Source organism: Paenibacillus sp. FSL R5-0473 (assembly GCF_038004565.1).
GTDB classification, from domain to species: Bacteria; Bacillota; Bacilli; order Paenibacillales; family Paenibacillaceae; genus Paenibacillus; species Paenibacillus amylolyticus.
Genome location: NZ_JBBORL010000001.1, coordinates 4,408,110 through 4,428,797 on the forward strand (window position 1 = coordinate 4,408,110; position 20,688 = coordinate 4,428,797).

Annotated in this window: 19 protein-coding genes; 1 reads left to right on the forward strand and 18 read right to left on the reverse strand. The window is 46.0% G+C overall.

Going from position 1 to position 20,688, the window contains the following annotated elements:
* Nucleotides 1-5: 5 nt before the first annotated feature.
* From MKY28_RS19430 to MKY28_RS19505, 16 genes are all read right to left on the reverse strand, one after another.
* The gene (locus MKY28_RS19430; RefSeq protein ID WP_047841971.1) at nt 6-1,388 is read right to left on the reverse strand and encodes a sugar phosphate nucleotidyltransferase; all 1,383 of its coding nucleotides are present in this window, start codon (nt 1,386-1,388) and stop codon (nt 6-8) included.
* Nucleotides 1,385-2,413 carry a polysaccharide pyruvyl transferase family protein gene (locus MKY28_RS19435; protein ID WP_047841970.1) on the reverse strand — a complete coding sequence of 343 codons (1,029 nt, stop codon included), beginning with the start codon at nt 2,411-2,413 and terminating at the stop codon, nt 1,385-1,387. The genes MKY28_RS19430 and MKY28_RS19435 overlap by 4 nt, the downstream gene beginning before the upstream one ends.
* On the reverse strand, nt 2,400-3,776 hold the full coding sequence (locus MKY28_RS19440) for a lipopolysaccharide biosynthesis protein (protein WP_340936688.1): 1,377 nt from the start codon (nt 3,774-3,776) through the stop codon (nt 2,400-2,402). Before MKY28_RS19440 ends, MKY28_RS19435 begins: the two co-directional genes overlap by 14 nt.
* Before the next feature lie 8 nt (nt 3,777-3,784).
* Nucleotides 3,785-4,690 (reverse strand): glycosyltransferase, encoded by a 906-nt coding sequence (locus MKY28_RS19445; protein ID WP_235431526.1) that lies wholly within the window; start codon nt 4,688-4,690, stop codon nt 3,785-3,787.
* A gap of 43 nt (nt 4,691-4,733) precedes the next feature.
* A complete protein-coding gene (locus MKY28_RS19450; RefSeq protein ID WP_340936690.1) occupies nt 4,734-5,756 on the reverse strand; it encodes a glycosyltransferase in 1,023 nt (340 codons plus the stop codon).
* An 11-nt stretch (nt 5,757-5,767) separates the two neighbouring features.
* On the reverse strand, nt 5,768-6,712 hold the full coding sequence (locus tag MKY28_RS19455) for a glycosyltransferase family 2 protein (RefSeq protein WP_051449615.1): 945 nt from the start codon (nt 6,710-6,712) through the stop codon (nt 5,768-5,770).
* Nucleotides 6,713-6,733: 21 nt separating this feature from the next.
* Entirely contained in the window at nt 6,734-7,801 is a 1,068-nt protein-coding gene (locus MKY28_RS19460; RefSeq protein ID WP_340936691.1) for a glycosyltransferase family 4 protein, read from the reverse strand.
* 38 nt (nt 7,802-7,839) lie between these two features.
* Nucleotides 7,840-8,319: a PssE/Cps14G family polysaccharide biosynthesis glycosyltransferase gene (gene pssE / locus MKY28_RS19465; RefSeq protein WP_340936692.1), complete on the reverse strand. Its 480-nt coding sequence runs from the start codon at nt 8,317-8,319 to the stop codon at nt 7,840-7,842.
* Nucleotides 8,316-8,774 (reverse strand): PssD/Cps14F family polysaccharide biosynthesis glycosyltransferase, encoded by a 459-nt coding sequence (gene pssD, locus MKY28_RS19470; protein WP_036668906.1) that lies wholly within the window; start codon nt 8,772-8,774, stop codon nt 8,316-8,318. The genes pssE and pssD overlap by 4 nt, the downstream gene beginning before the upstream one ends.
* The gene (locus MKY28_RS19475) at nt 8,771-10,147 is read right to left on the reverse strand and encodes an O-antigen ligase family protein (RefSeq protein ID WP_340936693.1); all 1,377 of its coding nucleotides are present in this window, start codon (nt 10,145-10,147) and stop codon (nt 8,771-8,773) included. The genes pssD and MKY28_RS19475 overlap by 4 nt, the downstream gene beginning before the upstream one ends.
* A gap of 34 nt (nt 10,148-10,181) precedes the next feature.
* Nucleotides 10,182-10,880, reverse strand: coding sequence for a sugar transferase (locus tag MKY28_RS19480; protein ID WP_036668903.1), 699 nt, complete (start codon nt 10,878-10,880; stop codon nt 10,182-10,184).
* Nucleotides 10,877-11,779 carry a UTP--glucose-1-phosphate uridylyltransferase GalU gene (galU, locus tag MKY28_RS19485; protein ID WP_036611572.1) on the reverse strand — a complete coding sequence of 301 codons (903 nt, stop codon included), beginning with the start codon at nt 11,777-11,779 and terminating at the stop codon, nt 10,877-10,879. The genes MKY28_RS19480 and galU overlap by 4 nt, the downstream gene beginning before the upstream one ends.
* Nucleotides 11,780-11,966: 187 nt before the next feature.
* Entirely contained in the window at nt 11,967-12,644 is a 678-nt protein-coding gene (locus tag MKY28_RS19490; protein ID WP_036611333.1) for a CpsD/CapB family tyrosine-protein kinase, read from the reverse strand.
* Entirely contained in the window at nt 12,625-13,374 is a 750-nt protein-coding gene (locus MKY28_RS19495; RefSeq protein ID WP_036611336.1) for a YveK family protein, read from the reverse strand. The genes MKY28_RS19490 and MKY28_RS19495 overlap by 20 nt, the downstream gene beginning before the upstream one ends.
* A gap of 38 nt (nt 13,375-13,412) precedes the next feature.
* Entirely contained in the window at nt 13,413-14,171 is a 759-nt protein-coding gene (locus tag MKY28_RS19500) for a tyrosine-protein phosphatase (RefSeq protein ID WP_036611338.1), read from the reverse strand.
* Nucleotides 14,172-14,326: 155 nt separating this feature from the next.
* Nucleotides 14,327-14,731: a hypothetical protein gene (locus tag MKY28_RS19505; RefSeq protein WP_338707983.1), complete on the reverse strand. Its 405-nt coding sequence runs from the start codon at nt 14,729-14,731 to the stop codon at nt 14,327-14,329.
* Nucleotides 14,732-15,109: 378 nt separating this feature from the next.
* Here MKY28_RS19505 and MKY28_RS19510 point away from each other — a divergent pair, with 378 nt between their 5' ends.
* A complete protein-coding gene (locus MKY28_RS19510; RefSeq protein ID WP_047841965.1) occupies nt 15,110-15,478 on the forward strand; it encodes a helix-turn-helix domain-containing protein in 369 nt (122 codons plus the stop codon).
* A gap of 97 nt (nt 15,479-15,575) precedes the next feature.
* Here MKY28_RS19510 and MKY28_RS19515 read toward each other — a convergent pair whose 3' ends face one another.
* Together MKY28_RS19515 and gltB are read right to left on the reverse strand one after the other, a co-directional pair.
* Nucleotides 15,576-15,731: a hypothetical protein gene (locus tag MKY28_RS19515; RefSeq protein ID WP_017690128.1), complete on the reverse strand. Its 156-nt coding sequence runs from the start codon at nt 15,729-15,731 to the stop codon at nt 15,576-15,578.
* 230 nt (nt 15,732-15,961) lie between these two features.
* Entirely contained in the window at nt 15,962-20,560 is a 4,599-nt protein-coding gene (gltB, locus tag MKY28_RS19520; RefSeq protein WP_340936694.1) for a glutamate synthase large subunit, read from the reverse strand.
* Between the last annotated feature and the right edge of the window lie 128 nt (nt 20,561-20,688).

Genomic DNA, 20,688 nt, shown 5'->3' on the forward strand with positions numbered 1-20,688 from the left:
GTTGGTTACGCGTGCTTCACATATGTCTGAACAATGTCCTGCCATTCGGTAGACACTCTAACGATATCTTCCTCAATCAGCTGACTGCCGATCTGTACTTCAATGATCTCCAGTTCCGTAACGGCTCTGACGGAATGAAGCATACTCCGGTCAATGATCACCGTATCTCCTTGCCCAATCATTCGGCTCTGCCCATTCAGAATCAATTCCCCAGTTCCCGATACAACCGTCCATACCTCATTGCGAAGCAAATGGTATTGATAACTCAGGTTTTTCCCGGCACTGATGCAGATTCGTTTGGTGAGAACCTCGCCGCCAGCTTCGTTTCTTGTGTAATCCAGAACCCGGTAGCAACCCCACCTGCGCTCCTCATACATGGGGCGTTGATCCTCGTTCTTCAAGATTTCCTTGATCCGTGGGCTGGCTTCTTTGTCACTGACCAGAATGCCATCCGGACTCACGGCGACCACCACATCCGACAAGCCCAATATGGCAACCGGAATGTTCAATTCATTGACCAGGTGGGTATTCAGGGAATCTCCCGTAATCCACCCTTTTCCTACAACCGAGCTTCCCATCTCTTCCGTGAGTGTGTTCCACGTGCCTAGATCTTTCCAGAAGCCGTTATACGGAATAGCAATAATCTGATTTGCCTTCTCGACAACCTGGTAATCAAAACTAATCTTGTTCAATCTTCCGTATTGCTTCAGCATCTCGTCATACTGGATCGGCAGTTCCATCTCAATGAGCAGATTAATCAAATAACCAAGTTTAAAAGCAAAAACCCCGCAATTCCATAATGCGGCCTGCTCAATCATGAGGACCGCATCGGATTCGCAGGGTTTCTCCTGAAACTTCGCTACATTCACGTATTCATTGTTATTTTCACTGGAAGATTGGGATTGCGGAATGATGTATCCGTACTTCTCTGACGGGTATGTGGGCACAACTCCCATTAAGGCCAGATCAGCACCAGACTTATCAAGCATCTCCGGTAAGGTTGCCAGCACTTCGAAGAATTCTTTCTCAACAAAGGGATCTACAGGCAACACTGCAATCGTCTCATTCAGACTCACACTCTCTACGGAATACAGATAGGAGGCTGCCAGCGCAATCGCAGGAAACGTATCTCTGCGCTCGGGCTCCACAACCAGTCTCACATCGTCTCCCAGCTGAGAAGTCAGAATCTCCACCTGTGGCAAACTGGTCGCAATAAGCGCCTCTGATGCAAGTCCGGCATGATTCAGCTGTCCCCATACCCGCTGTACCATGGATTCCGGATTTCCCTCTGGCCCATGAAGAACTTTAAGAAATTGCTTGGATCTGGAATCGTTGGATAACGGCCAGAGACGCTTGCCAGAACCGCCGGATAACAGAATACTTCTCATAGGGCTGCACCATCCGATAACACAACCGTACTTGCTCCCTTGCCGGTCTCGGTTGGTTTGTTATATGTGCTGGTCTGATTGGATTCCAGTCTGCCTGCCGGATTGCTCTTGGTCCAAGCTGCATAATAATTCGAGTTCTTGCCGTATGAATTATCCAGCAGGATGTTCGGTTGATCCAGGAGACAGGCCAGAATATGTCCATGCAGACGGGATGTCGTGATGGTTTGGTATTGATTGAATTCCTTAATGGCCGTATGTACCATCCGATCAGAGTATTTGTACCACAACCAGCGGGCAAAAGAGCTGCCTTTCCCTGACTTTAACCGGGATGTAATCATCCGAATGATCTTCCGGTCTACCCGGTTGTACAATGTCTCCCAGTCTTTAAACGTGGCCTTAGATCCACTGACGGATTCGTAATGCACCTGATTCTGAGTTTTCTCAATGTCTTTACGAAAGAAATACAACATCTCTGCAGTAGGCTTGCTCTTGGACTTAAGAGGCCATAACTGATGCGCCATATCCGGAGATAGATACACATTGGTTTGTTGAAATTCTTTACTGGCTATCTCATAAGATAAGGTATCCCGGACAAAAAAGTGTACATCCTTATGACGATTGAATACTTGGGCTGTCTTTTTCAATTCAATATCACTCTTGTAAAACATCGTCTGAGGCAGAATGACAATCCGGTGATTCGGATGCTGGGCAATCATGCGCTCTCTCAATTTCTGATGGGCAGGGTACAGATCACCAAAGTTACCTCCCCCGTGCAACACAATCGTTATACCTTCCGGTACCTTGAGGGACAAAGGGCAATCCAGAATGCTGTATCTGGCACGTACATGAATATCATTGTCCCGGAAGAAAGCCTCAGTACCTTTCATAATCAACAAGTCGCCACCATTGCTATGCACCGGGTAATCCAAATAATAGATTTCGGTACGCGGTGGAATGACCTTCAAAATCTGACGTAAATGTCCCTTCAACTCTTCCATTGGATGAATATTGTTAGTGCCCAGCATCTCCATCTCCTCCTTGGGTGACTCTTCTTCTTTTTTTATTTAACCGTTCATAGAGAAACGTCAGATCTTCCTTGTCATAGAACATGGCGGCAAACTTCACCTTAAATACAATCTTCATCGCAGCCACAGTAACCACCATTCGTACAATGGACCCGATCAATAAAGCAATCGCAATTCCGTTGAGCCCCCACAGCGGGGTGAATACAAAGAACAAAGCCACCGTCACCGAGAGTGCAATGAGCTGTCTGATCATCACAAGTCCAGGCCGACCAAGTGCATTAAATGCGGATGCCAGAATCCAGGAGCCACCACCAATAATGCATTCCACAGCCAAAATATAAAATGCTACGCTCGCTTCCAAAAATTCGGAGCCAAACAGAAGACCCATCAGGTAGTTCCCCACAAACATGGTGGGTATTACAATGATCATCATGACCATGAGCGAGATGCGGAAGGCTCTGCCAACTGTTCGAATAATCTGCTCTTGGGGCAATCCAGTCACTTTTGGAAAAACAACATTGCTAATCGCCGTCTGAACCGCATTGTAGATTCGGGATAACGCAAATACGACGGAATACAGTCCAAAATCACGCGGGGTGAGCAAAGCCAAAATAATGATTTTATCAAACTGGGTATACAGCGTTCCTAACAATTCAACACCATACACCCTGCTGCCATAACCAAAAAGCTTCTTGGCCGAACTCTGATCCACCCGATCCTTGAACCATCTCAGTTTTAATTCATTACGGTTGGCATAGATAGCCCACGCCACCACTGAGAAGCTGGTTACAAAATAGATCGCAGCCGCGAGCTGAATGCTCAGCATGCCCAGGCCCCATAACACAAAAAGCCCGCCTACATTAAACAGGGGGATCATTAACCGGATACCATTATATACAGCGAATTTCTCCCGACTCTGCGAGAGAGCTGATATGAGATTGATGACAATAAGTACAGGAACGGTAGCAATCGTATACCATCTGGATATCTGCACGACCTCCAGCGGAAAGCTGGAGAGCCAGAAAGGCAATCCAAACCAGGCAACAATGCCAATGATAATGCACACCGGAACTTGAAAAAGAAAGCTTAACCGAACATACTGTGCACTCTTCTCGGTTGCGCTCTGTTTGATGTTATAAATGATAGAAGTTGGTAGTCCAAATCCGACCAATCCGGTTAAGAGCGCTGGCCAGAACAGGATGGCCGAGAATGCACCCTTTCCCTCTACGCCGAACATGCGTGACGTCAAAATGGAAGACAACATCGTCAGTGTCATGACCAGCAGATTGGTTCCACTTGTCTGAAATATGGCACTCATTAAGCCGTTTCCTCTGAATACTTTGCGAAGTGCAACTTGCGCCATAGCGATCCTCATCCCTTACTGTTTTGACGAAGCGACCCAACAATCATGCCGTTTCGGTAACATACTTTGGCAAGCTGACGTGTGAACCGATCTGCATTATAAATGTAGATCAGTGAGGTTGTGATCCCCTGTGCAAGCTTGATGCCATGTTTGGCCGTACGCACAACACCACGATCCTGATCACGAATAGCATCACTCACACCTTGCCAATAGATTCGGCGCAGAAACCAGTTCTTTGTCGTTCGCTCTTTGGCTACTTTATGTTGTACCGCGCCGTACGGCGTGTAATATACCTTGAACTTTGTCCGTATTCTTGCAATTAACTCACTCTCTTCACTGGAGAGAAGATTATTCCCCACTCTTCCAAGATCTTCACGGAAGGGAGCCAGTTGATCAAAGACAGATAAACGAAAAGCCACATTTGCACCAAATGGAATATAAGGACTTTTCATTTCAGTGACTTCATCTGCAAAATCCAGAATGGTGAATAGCGACCTGTTCTCCGGTGGAATCCACATTGGCTCAGGTACTTCCCAGATCGGATCAATCTTGCCACCAACACAACCGATATTTTCATTCATCTCAAACACACTAACGATCTGGTGAATCCAGTCCCTGCAAGCAAAGGCATCATCGTCAAGGAAAAGGATATACTCGCCGCGCGCCTCGTGAATGGCCCGGTTACGGGCAACAGACAAGCCTTGCTTTTCTTCCAACACATAACGGATCGAATGGTTCTCATGCTGCAAGATGGTTTGAAGCACGACTTCCCGTGTATTGTCTTTTGAATTGTTATCAATGAGTATGATCTCATAGTCGCTGCTTGCGTAATTCTGTTGTATTGCACTTCGTATGGCCTCTACCGCATCCTGTGCACGGTTATACGTACAGATCGCGACGGTTACCTTCATCATTTCATCCCCATATTTTTCAATTAGGTCCACCCGTTCATCTGCACTAACTGGAGTACAGGGTAAGTGTCCTTTGGGCAATCACTGGCCAATCCAGCCGCTCCAACGCTTTGACAAAACTACTGCCTTCCTGAAACTCCGATTGTTTTAACCGGATCATATTCATCGCTTTAAGCAATCCATCCGGATCGGAAGGTTCGTAGAGCACGGCACAATCTTCAGGCAGATATTCCTCCAACAATCCAATCCGTGGTGCCACCACCGGTTTACAGAAGGTCAATGCCAGAATTGCACTGCCTGAAGTCGCAATTTGCTTGTATGGAAGAATGATCGAATCGACTGCATCAAAATAATCCGAATATTCATCATCTTCGATGAAATGAAAATGAGTATGAATATGTCCACTCTTGAGAAATTCATCTCCAAGGTCATAATCCTTTACCTTTTTACCGGCAATCAACAGATGGGCTTGTTCGGAATCCAGATCCTTGAATGCCTCCAGCAAATCATCCACGCCCTTGTACGGCGACACCTGACCGAAGAACGCATACACATAACTATCCTCCGGGATGCCAAACCGGGAGCGGATATTCACCCCTTTTCCCTGATACACTCCCTTGTAATGTCCATGTGGTATAACCTCGATCCGGCTGGAATCAATCCCAAACGTCGAACAGATTTCCGAGATCAAGGGTTTACCCATGACAATCAGCTTGGAGCAATTTTGGACCAGTATTTTTCTCATCCAATAATCGAATCGCGTCTTGCCGCTGTTGTGTGGCCAGATGTTGTGCACCGTCCAGAACAATTTGGCCCCGCGCAAGCGTGCAAAACAAATCATCAATACATATAGAATCGATTTGATCACTGTTGTCAGCACGGAAGAACCCCTGTAATAGAAGCTAGGCCAATGAAAATGCAGCACATCATTTTTTTTCAGTTTGATTAGATCTCTTTTGGTAAACTGTTTCACTTCCCATCCCTTGTTCTCAATGGAATCGGATAACAGCTCATTGAATTTATTGTTCTCAATCATCTTGGGCAGCATATACACCGTCGGATTTTCCATCCAGGCACCTCTTACTTTAGTTTCATTCGCACAGGTTCCTCTGTATACGTTCCAACTGCGCGCCTTGCATGAAATCTCATTAGAAATCCTTGCATCATAATTTTGGTATTACGCTTGAGCAGCACCCAATCTTTCCACCAAGGGTACAGCGACAGTGCTTTTTTCAAATAAACGTTATTGCGAACTGTATTTCTCGACCATTCGAGCATTCGATAATGGTGTAACTGACGGCGCTTCTGTTCCTTGGACATGTCATTGTAGTATTTCAAAATAATCTTGCGTTGGCCCTTGTACTTGGCCGTTGTAGAGGTTGAAATTCGTGGACCACTATGGATGTTAATATCCACCAGCGGTTCTTTCACATTCACGGCGATGTAGCCTCGTTTCAATATACGCAGATAAAAATCATAATCCTGAGCGGATGTCAGATTTTCATCAAATCGAACTTCACGGGCCAGTGAGGTAAGTACCATGATTTTGGACGTTTCCCCGATCCAGTTGAATGTAAGTAGATCCTCATACCGAATAACATCGCGAGGTTCCACCGACAATTTCCGTTTGACCACCTGATGCTGCTCATTCGTGTATGCGAGATACTTGCTGCAAAAGGTGAATGATTCCTGTGTACGCTCCAGCACTTCCGCCTGGGTTTTTATTTTGTCAGGCATCCATTCATCATCATCATCCAGGAAGGCAATGTACTTGCCATTGGCTTGGGATATCCCTACATTCCGTGCATGGTTGGCTCCTTTGGGATATGGAACCCGGATGTACCGAATCCGTGAATCTTCCCGGGTCCAAGCCTGACAGATCTCTGGCGTCTGATCTTCTGAACCATCATCCACAATGAAAATCTCCAGATACGGATGTGTTTGCTCACGTACACTTCTCAACGCATTTTTCAATAAATCGGCCCGGTTATGGGTCGTAATGATGCAAGATACCAAGGGGTTCATTTCATCACCTTTTCCTGTTCACTAGGATACCTTCACTTGAAGTGCATCATATATTCCTGATAATCTGCCCACGAGAAGATTCATATCGAACTTATCCGATATAATCTCTCTGTTATGTGAACCCATTCTTGCTCTAACCTCTTCATCCGTGATGAGATATTCCAGCGCTGATGTCAGCCCGTGCACATCTCCCGGCTCGATTAACAGCCCATTATGACCGGATGTAATCACTTCGGGGATGCCTCCGACGGTGGTCGATATAATGGGCAAGCCACAATTCATTGCTTCAAGTATGGCCATAGGTAATCCCTCATGATAAGAAGGCAGGACCAGTAGATCCGCTTCCCGCATCAGCTTTTCCTTTTGCTCTCCGTTAATCCAGCCGAGTACATTGACACGATCCTCTATTCCATACTGCTGCACGATTGCTTTGACTTCTTCGACTTCGCCATCCCCTGCCAGATTAAAGGTAGCTGTAACGCCCAGCGCCTTCAATTGCTGAATGGACTGAAGCAGATCGTAGACTCCTTTTCGCTCACCCAGTCTGCCCATGAAGAGAGCATTAACGGCTGTTTGTTGTTCTCTTACAAACGGTTCTTTGACAAAGACCCCGTTATAAAGAACCTCAATGGCTGTCTCCGGCACAATCGTAGCAAAGTATTCTTTCCACGTCTGGGACAAGACAATCAACTTGTCTGCCTGATTCAGAATGTAGTGACAATACTTGCGCTGCAGAGCAAATTGATTGTAGAAATCATCAAAGCTGGCCGCATGAATATGCAGAATAACTGACTTTCGAAACAACTTTCGTGCGGTTAGCAGAAATATAGACTTCCGATAAAAGCTCCCGTTGTTTGCCATATGAATATGAACGATATCCGGCTTAAACGTGTACAGCTTCATCCAGAATTGCATGAATCCCCGTATAAAAATAAGCAGCCGTGATAACACGCTGCCCGTGATATACGTTTCGACCCGCTGCATGGCATACATTTCCGAGATGGAGGAATCCTCAATGTTTTTGATGACACTCACAATTCCGCCCATATCCTTCAAGGATGATCCAACAACCAATACTTTTGGTTTCATGATAGACTCCTTTTTTTCATGGTTAATCTTCATACCTCTTACAGACTATTCACGTACTTTTTAATGGATGAGATCAGATCAGACTGTTTTCTCACATAAGGCTGGAACGTCAGCTCCTCTATACAAGGAACCAACTTTTGCAATTCAGCCCGACTCTCCGCGACGGCCACATAGCCGTTATCTTGAAAAACTTTGGAGATTTCAAGCTGATGGTCGTCCACATGCTCACCCCATTCTTTCCGGCGTGGAATGACAATAACGGGCTTGCCGCGTTCAAGACAATTTGTAATGGAGCCAACACCCGCATGAGAAATAATGCATCTGCTGCGCTCCACATATTCATTCATCTCTTCCTGCGTGAGGAAAGGAATCATAGTGAAATTTCGCGGCTGATACTCGGTATATCCGGATTGGGCAACAACCTCTTCTTCAATAATTCCTGCCTCAATCGCCTCATCAATAAGCTCAAACATCCGATTGAAGGGAAAACGCTGGGTTCCAACGATAGCAAATATCAAAATAAAGCCCCCCTGTACTTCGCATTGGGATAGCTATCCTGCAACGTTTCCCATTGGATGAAGAACTCATCCGAGATTTTGTACATCAATCTCCCGGTTGCGCTGGAGGAATAGATTTTGGCATAACTTTCGATGTAGATCAGCTTGGCGCCGAAGATTTTACCGATAAGGCAAAAAGGATATGTGGCTCCCGCCCCTGTTGTAATGATCACCTTTGGACGCTCACGCAGATATAGAAAGAACGATTTGATAATATTAGCCACAAAGATTAGCAAGAACATCGCATTTTTACGCTCTTGCTGCATTAAGAAGTATACTTTGCCCTGAGACGATTCTACTTTTCTGCTTTTATTCTTCTCGGTAATCAGGAAATAATCATGTTCTTCAACCGCAGGAATAATTTTGGTTAATTCATCAAAATGACCGCCTGTAGAACTGATCAAACAGACCTTCATGTTCTAATCTCCTTTGAAAAGGATACGTCCTTGGCTCGCTGTATCTGTATATCCAATTCTGCTTCAGCCCCTGACTTGGAATGAACTCCATTTCCCGTAGCATATAACGCGTTCAGGAAGATACAGAATGGAGCAATCAGATGAACCGTGGACAGGGTATTGTCAAAAAAGGAATAGGTCAGGAAACCGATAATCATACCGGCAAAATACAACCGTATCATGCCGCCCAATCGGAAGTAAACAGCCCGAAACACCAGCAGCAGCGATAGAAACAACAGGATGGCTCCAACTAACCCGCCATCATAATAAAAACGAATGTATTCATTATGCGGAACAACGAAGCCGGAAAAGATACTTCCATCATTCGCTACAAGAGTTGAGCCGAGTCCACGTCCAAATATCGGATACTCATTTGCTTTGCCAATAAAATAATTCCAGGCTACATCCCTTCCCGACAAGCCTTTGCTCTCTGACCTCATCTCATAATTGTCCCACTGCGCAATCACCATATAGGCCACAGCGACAACAAACAGAATGAGAGGAATAATGGCACTGACTCTGCCTTTGATGAAGGCTTTTAGTTGATCAAAAAGATAGACCAGAATAATCGGTATAAGCGCAATAAGTGGCCCCCTTGTTCCCGTCTGGACCAGAATGACCAGATGTGTCAAGGTAAGCATGTAATACAGAACAACCTGATGCCCTTGCTTGATCTGAATCAGACAGACGCAGATAGAGATAAAACACAACATGGCCAGATGCGCGGCGATGTTAGCTCCCTGTAACCGGGTTACTCCCGACATCTCCAGGTTAGTAATGGACAATATGCCGGCGAGTTGCAGAATATAACCACCAGCAAGACTGAACAGCGGCAACCATGCGAGTACACGTATAATTCGTTGACTGATCTCTCTTGAAAAATGGGGCATCAGCAACAAAAAAGGAACAATGACTCCCAGAAAGGCTTTGAATGGATCGAGCGGACTAACCTTACTGGGCAGATCAGATAGAAAATAACTCTCCACAAATAAAAAACCAATCGCCAGTGCAGGATATATCAACTCTTTGCGAATACCAAAGCGTAGAAAAAGAGAGACGACAAAACCCAGAATCGCCAGCTTGTAGAAGGACAGCGAATCCAGTCCTGCCAGATGAATGCTAAATATTTTATCAATGGATAATGAAAAACTTACGATGAGAATCATAAAAATCCAGCTGGGCTGTTTAATATAAACGCCCAGCAGAATCACAGCTATGAGTGCAACAACCGAGACTAGCGGAAGATAGATTGCTGCGAAGACAATTACCAGCGAAAAAAGAATGATATTAAACGACTTCATATTTAATGCAGCAAGTATACCGGTCTTTTGCATATCTGCTATGCCACCTCAAAGCCAGAATCGTGTTTCAAAACGCATCCTTCGAACCTACCAGCACCTTGAACGTTCTGAAGATAATTTTGATATCCACCATCATGCTGCGCTCACGGGCATACGTCAGATCCAGCTCCACCATTTCCTCAAAACCAACACTATTTCGTCCGCTGACTTGCCATAATCCCGTACATCCCGGGATCATCTGAAGACGTTGTCTGTCATAGGAAGTGTAGTTCTTCACTTCTCTGGGCAGAGCCGGTCTGGGTCCAACGAGACTCATCTCTCCTCTGAACACATTCCACAACTGTGGCAGCTCATCCAGACTGGTTTTCCGAATGAACTTGCCAATCCGGGTAATCCGGGGATCATTCTTCATTTTGAACATATTCCCGTTCACTTCATTCTGATCAATCAGTTGTTCCAGCAGATCTTCTGCATTCGCAACCATGGACCTGAATTTGTACATATGAAACTCTTTTCCATTCTGTCCGACCCGTACCTGACGAAAAAAAACAGACCCCTGCGGGGCCTCAATTTTGATCAGTAATCCGATGACCGCAAACAAGGGGCACAAAATGATCAAACCTATGAAAGAACCCAGCAAATCGAGCATTCTTTTCATAAATAGATACACTTTATCCGCATTTTGTCCTGACATCGTTGATGCATTGTACCCCAGACTTGGGTCCATAACGATCTCCGCTTCCTTCGTTTGGGGAGATGGACTCATTCAAACTCCCCCCCGGCTACATGTTCTACCGACTCTTTTTCCAGAATCTGTTGCAGAGCTTGCAGCATTGGAATTCTAAGTTCCTGTTTTTGCAGAGCGAAGTCGATGGTTGTCAAAATGAATCCCAGTTTCTCGCCCACGTCATAACGTACTCCCTCGAAATCGTAAGCATACACTCCTTGTGTCTCATTTAAGCGCTGAATCGCATCTGTTAATTGAATCTCTCCCCCTTGACCAATCTCTTGTTGCTCCAGATGTTCGAAAATCTCTGGACTCAGTACGTATCTCCCCATAATCGCCAGGTTGGAAGGCGCTGTGCCTTGGGCAGGTTTCTCTACGAACCTGAGAACCTCTGTCAAACGGCCATCCGATTGAAGCGGGTCTACAATGCCGTATCTGTCTGTTTGTTCAGCAAGTACGGTTTGTACGCCAACAATGGAATGTTGAACCTGATCATATTGATCAATCAATTGTTTGGTGCATGGAACTTCCGATACGACGATGTCATCTCCGAGCAACACGGCAAAAGGTTCGTCACCGATAAAGTTACGTGCACACCAGACAGCATGACCAAGTCCTTTGGCCTCTTTTTGTCTTATGTAGTGGATATCCACGTTAGAAGATTTGCGGACCTCTTCAAGCAAGCCCAGTTTCCCTTTTTCCAGCAAGTTATGTTCCAATTCAAAAGCGTTGTCGAAATGATCTTCAATTGCCCGCTTCCCTTTACCCGTTACGATGATGATGTCTTCAATTCCAGAGGCAATGGCTTCCTCAACGATATACTGTATGGTTGGTTTGTCCACAATAGGGAGCATTTCTTTGGGCATCGCTTTTGTGGCTGGCAAAAATCGTGTACCTAGTCCAGCTGCAGGAATGATTGCTTTTCTCACTTTTTTCATAAATACCACCCTATCCTCTTTTTTTTTAGTTTGATAAAAGTTGAACCAGGGCATCTAACCCGTCCTCACGTCATACCTTCGACGATTAACGTCTAAGGTTCATTGAACCCACAGCATGACCGAGTGCCTACAGTGATAAAGGTGCAGTAGACATTACCTGTTTACTTGGGAGCATTGGATGGAAGGTTTACTTCTCTCCGTAGCCCACCGGAACTGCAGCGTTTTTGATATTGTTCAGGATTGCGCCCAGAATTCGTGCATTCACATGCTCCAGAGCAGCCTTGGTCTTCTTCACCAGTTCCTTCTTGACCTTGCCCGAGTTCACGACCAGTAGCACACCATCACACAGCGAACTCACAATGAGTGCATCCGTTACCGCGAGCACCGGCGGTGTATCAAACATGATGACATCATATTGATCCTCTAACTTCTCAATCAGCCTTTTCATCCGGTTGGAACCAATCATCTCGGAAGGGTTCGGCGGAATTGGGCCAGAAGTGAATAATTGGAGATTGTCGATATAACTCTCTCTAAGCACATCTTCCACACTGTACTGATTAGACAGCACACTACTAAGACCGATATGATTCGGTACGGAAAACACCTGGTGCAAGGAAGGATTACGCAGATCCGCATCGATCAGCAGAACTTTTTTCCCTTCCTGGGCATAGGTTACCGCCAGGTTGCTAATGGTTGTGGTCTTGCCTTCGCCGGATTCAGCGGAAGCCACCATGATTTTTTTGATATGACTGTCGATTGAGGAGAACTGGATGTTCGTCCGTAATTTACGGTATCCCTCCGAGATCTGAGATTTGGAGTTAAAATAGGTCACCAGACTGTTATTTTCATTGGTTAGCCGCGACATATTTGCCATCCCCCACTTTCTGTTGAGATACGTAATTTTTCGTATTTTTCAGATCGTCTTTTTTCATTTTGGATATCACGGTAAGCACAGGCAGGCCCAGCTCTTTTTCAAGTTCAGTTTCGGATTTGAATGTGTCATCCAGATAATCCATCAGGAATACAAGTGCAATGGCGAGCACAAGACCTGCGAACAGACTGACAATGATGCTTAATGTGGTTTTCATATTGATTGGAGATGCGTTACTATCCACTTTTGCTTCACTGAGGATAGCCACATTATCGATTTTCATGATTAGGGGGATTTGAGATTGGAACACGTTGGAGATGGCATTGACCGTTTTTGCGGCTTTTTCGTAGGTAGTTCCTTGTACAGTTATGCTCATCACTTGGGATTCGCTGGCTGTAGAGACGGAGGTGCTATTCATGAGCTGTGCAGAGGTTAAGCCTAGGTCCGGATACGTGGTAGCGACTTTATCCATAATGGCGGAAGATTTAATAATTTCTCTGTATGAGTTAATGAGTTTGATATTGGTTTGAATCATGCTGAAGTCCATCATCGCTTGGCCTTGAACGTTAGAGGTCTGGTTCACGATCAGTTTGGAACTTGCCTCATAGATGGGCTGGGTGAAGAAAATGCTTTTGACCCCTGCACCCACACCGGCTATCAAAGCAATTGCAACAATCAACCACAGTTTCTTTTGTAAGAGTCGAAAATATCCTTTCAGTTCCACTTTCATTCCTCCTATACGTTGTGATCTATCCTATGTAACTACCAGATGGACAGTAGCCATTTGCGAGGTTTCCAGCGTTCTGTGACCAGACACGAATTCGATAGAATGTGCGACGCATTCTCTGCCAGCCTCTTAACGGCTTCAGCTCCAAATCGACGCTCAATGGCCCGCTCTCCTTCACTTATGGCAAATGTCCTTTTGCACGTATCATGTGCATCTGATGAAATGAAATGAAACCCGTTTTCTTTGCAAAAATGAAAACACCACTGCCGAACTTTCCGTCCGAAAAGCCCAGTGAAAGATTGAGCGGTAAGCTGACATAGTCCGCCTTGACTCAAGTAATCAGCCAACAACTTTGGCTTCTTCAAAATGACACGATTGCGTTCCGGATGAGCAATAATAGGGGTAATTCCCGCTATTCGTAATTCATGCAGTATCCTGGGGAACTGTGAGGGAATATGACCAAAGGGTAGTTCCAGCAACATGTAACGACTTCCGGCGAGTGTGCAGCACTTTCCTGCATATAAGTCTCCAATCAGGTTGTCATGCACCCTGATCTCCTGTCCGGGACGGATCTCCAGGCGAATGTTGCGTTTGCGAAGTTCTGCATGAAGCAGGTTCACGGCCTGATTGACCACCATCGGTTCATTGTTGTATTGCCCGTTCAGGTGATGCGGAGTAGCAATAATGGAGGTAATTCCTGAGGCTGCCGCCTTCTCAGCCATCGCAACGGACTGCTCCATTCGAACAGGACCATCATCTAGGCCGGATAATATGTGGCAGTGCATTTCAACCATATCCAAACTTCCTGAAATAGTATGAGCCCCCTCGCCCCTTTATTCATTGCGCAAATGCTTTTGGTGTTAAAGAACTAATGCATAACGCTATGAAATATAGTAAAATGGCGTTAAGTACATGTTTTGTTCAGAAAATGTTAAGAATCGACTTGGAATTATATGGTGAAATCAATGTAATGATAGGGTTCTTGCAGAGCCTTTTGTTCTGTTGCCTTTTCATACTGAAAACGGGAAACCGTGGGAAACTGAACTTCAGTAAGCATTGTGTTTAACTGTCCAGTTATATATAGTTTCTGTTCGTGCTGAATATGCAAGTTTGAATGATACATTGTGAGCTCTCCGAAGGGCTGTTTCCATTGCAACCTTGCGCGAAGTCGTACACATACATGATGATCTTCAACATCCAAACCAATGAGCATTTCTGATGATACCGGCAAGTTCAGGTCGCTCAGGAAGGTGATTGCTTGAGTGTCCATTCCAAGTAACAGAACAGGGCGTCTTTTGCGGTCTACCATTTTCCCGTGAAACTCCCGAATGTACATATGGACATTTAATTTCATATCAGCCCATTCCTGAATTATTGAATACATGGTTTCATTCCTTTAGAATGGATTAGCCTACATGGACTGCCTCCACTTCCTTCTCACAGGTATATGGTCCAGGCAACCAGGAGATACTTAAAATATTCCAAATGATACATTTTGTAACTCCATACGTCCAATTTACGATACAATACGTATCATGTCAAGCGGTATTTGGACATGGTTCTTTTGATTTACGACAATTTGAGATGTCCTTAGACAGACCTATTTACAAATGGAAATGGGTTAAAGGAAACACATGAGGAGTTACTCTTTTGCAGGAAAGCTGCCCTGATCAAACACTTGGCTCAGGATTGTTTCAATATATATTTGATGTCGTTCAGGGGGAAATAGCTTATGAGCTACGGAAATCGCATTGCGGAATTACGGGAACAGCGGGGACTTACTCAAGAAGAACTTGCGAGCTCCATTCATATTACAAGAGCTGCTCTCTCCCACTACGAGAAGAATCGACGTAAACCGGATTTCGAAGTGTTAACGAGACTTGCTGACATCTTTGATGTGTCTATTGATTATCTTATAGGACGTACAAAGCAAAGTGATGTCGTGATGGATGAAGACGTACGTGAATTCGTGGATACCTTGGAGTTATCGGACAAAGAAGTGTTAGAACGCTTTGATCTGATGATTGATGGGAAGTCTTTAACAGAAGAAGAGGCACGTCGTTTTATTGCATTTGTCCGAATGGAACGCAGCATGGACTAAACCCGAAAAGAGGACCCAGTTCCCGAGAGACAACCTCTCTGGCTTCTGGGCTTTTTTTGTGTCTTAATTCTTTTTCATTCCATGCTTGTCTATTGTGTCAAGGACGCTTGTTGTTGACGGAGGATACGAAATGGTTCCAACGCTCCGGGTCGATTCCGCATTGCAGTAACACCTTCATGATGTCCATCTGGGTTGCTTCGACTTGTTTACCTGTCGGCCTACGATCGTCCCTGTTTGGATGCTTCATATTCATTCCGCTAACCTCTCTTATCTTTATACTTTCCCTGCCCTCCAAAACTAGCCTTATTATACTTGAGAAAGTTCCTCGATGTTGTCGTCTCATGGCGATAACGTTTTTTGATGGGGTTCTAATTTTGTCGAAAGCAAAATAGGAGCAATATGGTGCCGGAATGGCAACCATATTGCTCCTATTATTCTTAATACAACCTGTTCATGCAACTCCACCTTGGAACAAGGAAGTTATTAACCTCCAGCACGTGCAAGTTCACGCATATTCGCTTCAAACGCTGCAAGCAGCGCTGCTTCTCCCGTCAAACCTGTTGCCTGAATCCGTTCGATCTGTTCTGTCATACGTTTGAAGTCCTTCGGAATAACCCGAACGAACTGATTCAGCGCATCTTGCCAGTTATCCAGAACGCGCTGACCGACAGCACTTCCTGTATTGGCAACATGACGTTGAATCATGCCTCGCAGATCTGCACTTTCGGCCACATCTTCGATACGCTCCAAAAGAACCATTTCCAGATTACAACGTCTCAGGAATGTGCCTTCCGGATCATACACATAGGCAATACCTCCGGACATCCCTGCTGCAAAGTTACGACCTGTATCGCCCAGTACAACGACACGTCCACCTGTCATATACTCACAACCATGGTCGCCTACACCTTCAACGACTACTTTGGCGCCCGAGTTACGTACAGCAAATCTCTCACCCGCAATACCACGGATATACGCTTCGCCGCTTGTTGCTCCGTAGAGAGCCGTGTTACCGATAATGATGTTATCTTCCGCCTCAAACGTTGCTTTCGGAGAAGGCATCACGATCAGTTTACCTCCGGACAATCCTTTACCTACGTAGTCATTGGAATCACCTTCAACGGTCAAGGTCATACCTTTAGGTACAAAGGCCCCAAAGCTTTGTCCGGCAGAGCCGACAAATTTGAATTTAACCGTATCTTCCGGCAATCCTGCGAGTCCATATTTGCGTGTGATCTCACTACCCAAAATGGTACCTACTGCACGGTTAACGTTTGTAATTGGAAGCACCGCTTCAACCGGTTGACTGGATTCAATAGCAGACTGTGCCAGTGGCAACAATTGTTGCATATCCAGCGTTTCTTCCAATTGGTGATTCTGATGCTGTGTACGGTAACGTGCAGAGCCTTCCGGCATTTCAGGCACGTGCAGCAATACAGACAGATCCACACCTTTTTTCTTCCAGTGATCTACGGCTTCTACCGTTTCGAGGCAATCTGTACGTCCGACCATCTCCTGAATAGTACGGAAACCAAGATCAGCCATGATCTCACGCACATCTTCAGCAACAAATCGCATGAAGTTAACCACATGAGCTGGATCACCCATATAATTTTTACGCAATTCCGGATTCTGTGTCGCTACACCAACCGGACAGGTATCCATCTGACAGACACGCATCATGATACAGCCTAGTGCAACGAGCGGTGCCGTAGAGAATCCATACTCTTCTGCTCCAAGCAAGGCAGCAATCGCCAAGTCACGGCCGTTAAGCATTTTGCCGTCTGTTTCGAGGACAACACGATCACGCAGATTGTTCAGCATCAACGTTTGATGTGTCTCTGCAAGACCTAGTTCCCAAGGCATACCTGCGTGGCGAATCGAACCTTGCGGTGATGCACCTGTACCACCGTCATAACCGCTGACGAGGATAATATCGGCACGGCCTTTGGCTACACCAGCTGCGATGGTACCCACGCCCACTTCCGATACAAGCTTCACGTTAATCTCAGCACGCGGATTGGCATTTTTCAAGTCATAGATCAACTCTGCCAGATCTTCGATCGAGTAGATATCGTGATGCGGTGGTGGCGAGATCAGACCTACACCCGGTGTTGATCCACGAACTTCAGCAACCCAAGGATACACTTTACGTCCTGGCAGCTGTCCGCCTTCACCTGGTTTAGCTCCCTGTGCCATTTTAATCTGAATCTCATCGGCATTAACCAAATAGTTGGATGTAACACCAAAACGTCCGGATGCTACCTGTTTAATCGCACTACGACGGGAATCCCCGTTGCTATCTTTAATGAAGCGAGCCGGGTCTTCTCCACCTTCACCGGTATTGGATTTACCTCCAACACGGTTCATAGCGATGGCAAGATCTTCATGCGCCTCTTTACTGATCGAACCGAAGGACATTGCACCTGTTTTGAAACGACGCATGATATCTTCTACGGATTCAACTTCTTCGAGTGGAATGGAAGCTCCCACCGGTTTCAGCTTCAGCATGGAGCGAATGGTCAACAATTGATCATTCTCACCTTGCACGAGCTTGGAATATTTTTTATACAGCTTGTAATCCCCAGTGCGTACCGCATGTTGCAGGGTATGAATGGTTTGCGGATTGAACAGATGCTCTTCTCCATCGTTACGCCATTGATAATCCCCACCGGAATCCAATACTTTATCGTTACCGTCTTTTTCCGTAAAGGCACGGTTATGATGTGTCAACGCTTCGGCTGCCACTTCTTCCAACCCAATTCCACCGATACGGGAAGGTGTCCAGGTAAAGTAACGGTCAACGAAGTCTGATTTCAGACCCACCGCTTCGAAGATTTGAGCTCCACGATACGATTGAATCGTAGAAATCCCCATTTTGGACAACACTTTAGTAACGCCTTTGGTAGCTGCTTTAATGTAGTTTTTCACTGCTTTCTCATGCGAGATACCACGCAGCAATCCTTGCTGAATCATGTCATCCAGCGTTTCAAAGGCCAGATAAGGGTTCACCGCACTTACACCATAACCCAGCAACAACGCGTAGTGGTGAATATCACGCGGTTCTGCCGATTCAAGCATAATGCTGACTTTGGTTCTGGTTCCTTGGCGAATCAGATGGTGATGTAGACCTGCTACAGCAAGCAATGCAGGAATGGCAGCATTCTCTGCGTCCACACCGCGGTCAGACAGGATCAGAATGTTATGACCTTTGTCAATGACACGATCCGCAGCTTCGAAGAGCAAATCCATCGCTTTGCGAAGTCCTTCTGCCCCTTCCGCAGCGGTGAAGAAGATTGGAATCGTCATGGAGCGGAAGCCTGGGCGACGCACATGGCGAATCTTCGCAAAGTCTTCATTGGACAATACCGGTGTATCCAGACGGATCTGGCGACAGCTCTCCGGTTCCGGATTCAGCAAGTTACGCTCAGGACCAATGGTTGTTGCCGTAGACGTTACAATCTCTTCACGGATTGCATCGATTGGCGGGTTGGTTACCTGGGCGAACATCTGTTTAAAGTAGTTGTACAGACGCTGCGGACGATCCGACAGCACAGCCAGTGGTGCATCATACCCCATCGAACCCGTAGCTTCCATACCTGTTGTTGCCATGGGCTCCAGGATTTTACGCAGTTCTTCAAATGTATAACCATATGCCAGCTGAAGCTGGGTCACGTTATCATGTTTTGGATCAGGAAGTTCCGGTGCTTCCGGCAACTCGCTCAGATCCATCAAATGCTCATCAAGCCAATCCTGATACGGATTCTCGGCTGCAATGATTGCTTTTACTTCCTCATCCGCGATGATGCGGCCTTCTTGTGTATCCACAAGCAACATCCGACCTGGACGCAGACGATCTTTGTACAGGATCTCTTCCGGCGCGATATCAAGTACCCCAACTTCGGAGGACAGGATAATACGGTCATCCTTGGTTACATAATAACGAGCTGGACGCAAACCGTTACGGTCAAGTGTTGCACCAATTTGCAAACCATCTGTGAAGGCCATTGCTGCTGGTCCATCCCAAGGTTCCATCATTGTGCTGTGATACTCATAAAATGCCTTTTTGGCAGGGTCCATTCCCTCATCCGTGCTCCAAGGTTCAGGAACCATCATCATCGCCACGTGTGGCAGGGAACGACCACTCAGATACAGGAACTCCAGCGTGTTATCAAACATGGCTGTATCCGAACCGTCCGGATTGATAACCGGTTTTACTTTCGCGATGTCGTTACCAAACAACTCGCTCTCGAACAAGGATTGCCGTGCATGCATCCAGTTCACGTTACCACGCATCGTATTGATCTCACCGTTGTGGATCATGAAGCGATACGGGTGGGCACGTTCCCAGCTGGGGAAGGTGTTGGTACTGAAACGGGAATGCACAAGTCCAATGGCCGATTCCACGAGTTCTTCCTGCAGATCCAGATAGAACCCGCCAACTTGTTCAGTTGTCAGCATGCCTTTATATACAATTTTGCGGCAAGACATGCTCGGAAGGTAGAACGAACCACCTTCTGCTTCATCTGCCGAATAACGAATAGCCAGCTCAGCGCGTCTGCGAATAACATACAGCTTACGCTCGAATCCAAGCTCATCCTTCACATCTGCGGATCTTCCAATAAACACCTGACGTACATAAGGTTTTGCTGCAAGCGCAGAACGGCCAAGCATTTCATCAAAAGTAGGAACATCCCGGAAACCCAGGAACGTCTGACCTTCTTCTTCAATAATCTTCTTAAGGCTCTCTTCATGCGCACTGCGAATGGCAGGGTCCTGGGAAAGGAACAACATCCCTACGCCATAGAATCCCTGTTCAGGCAATGCAAAACCAAGGCGTTTCGCTTCCTCTGCAAAAAAGCGATGTGGAATCTGAATCAGGATACCTGCTCCGTCACCGGAATTCGGCTCACTTCCCTGTCCTCCACGGTGTTCCATGTTACTAAGCATGGTCAGTGCCTGACTAACGATATCGTGTGAAGGTACTCCTTTGATGTTGGCAACAAAACCCATTCCGCATGCGTCTTTTTCGAACTGCGGGTCATACAGACCCTGTTTTGGAGGTAATCCGATGTGTCTCATGGAACGCAACCTTTCTATAATGAAGTATTTCGGAAAGATCAAGAACATAGGCAACAGGCAACAATGAAACGGGAGGAGCTGGCCTTTCGCTTGCGATAGAGCCTGCTAGATAGAAGAGGTGACAGCAT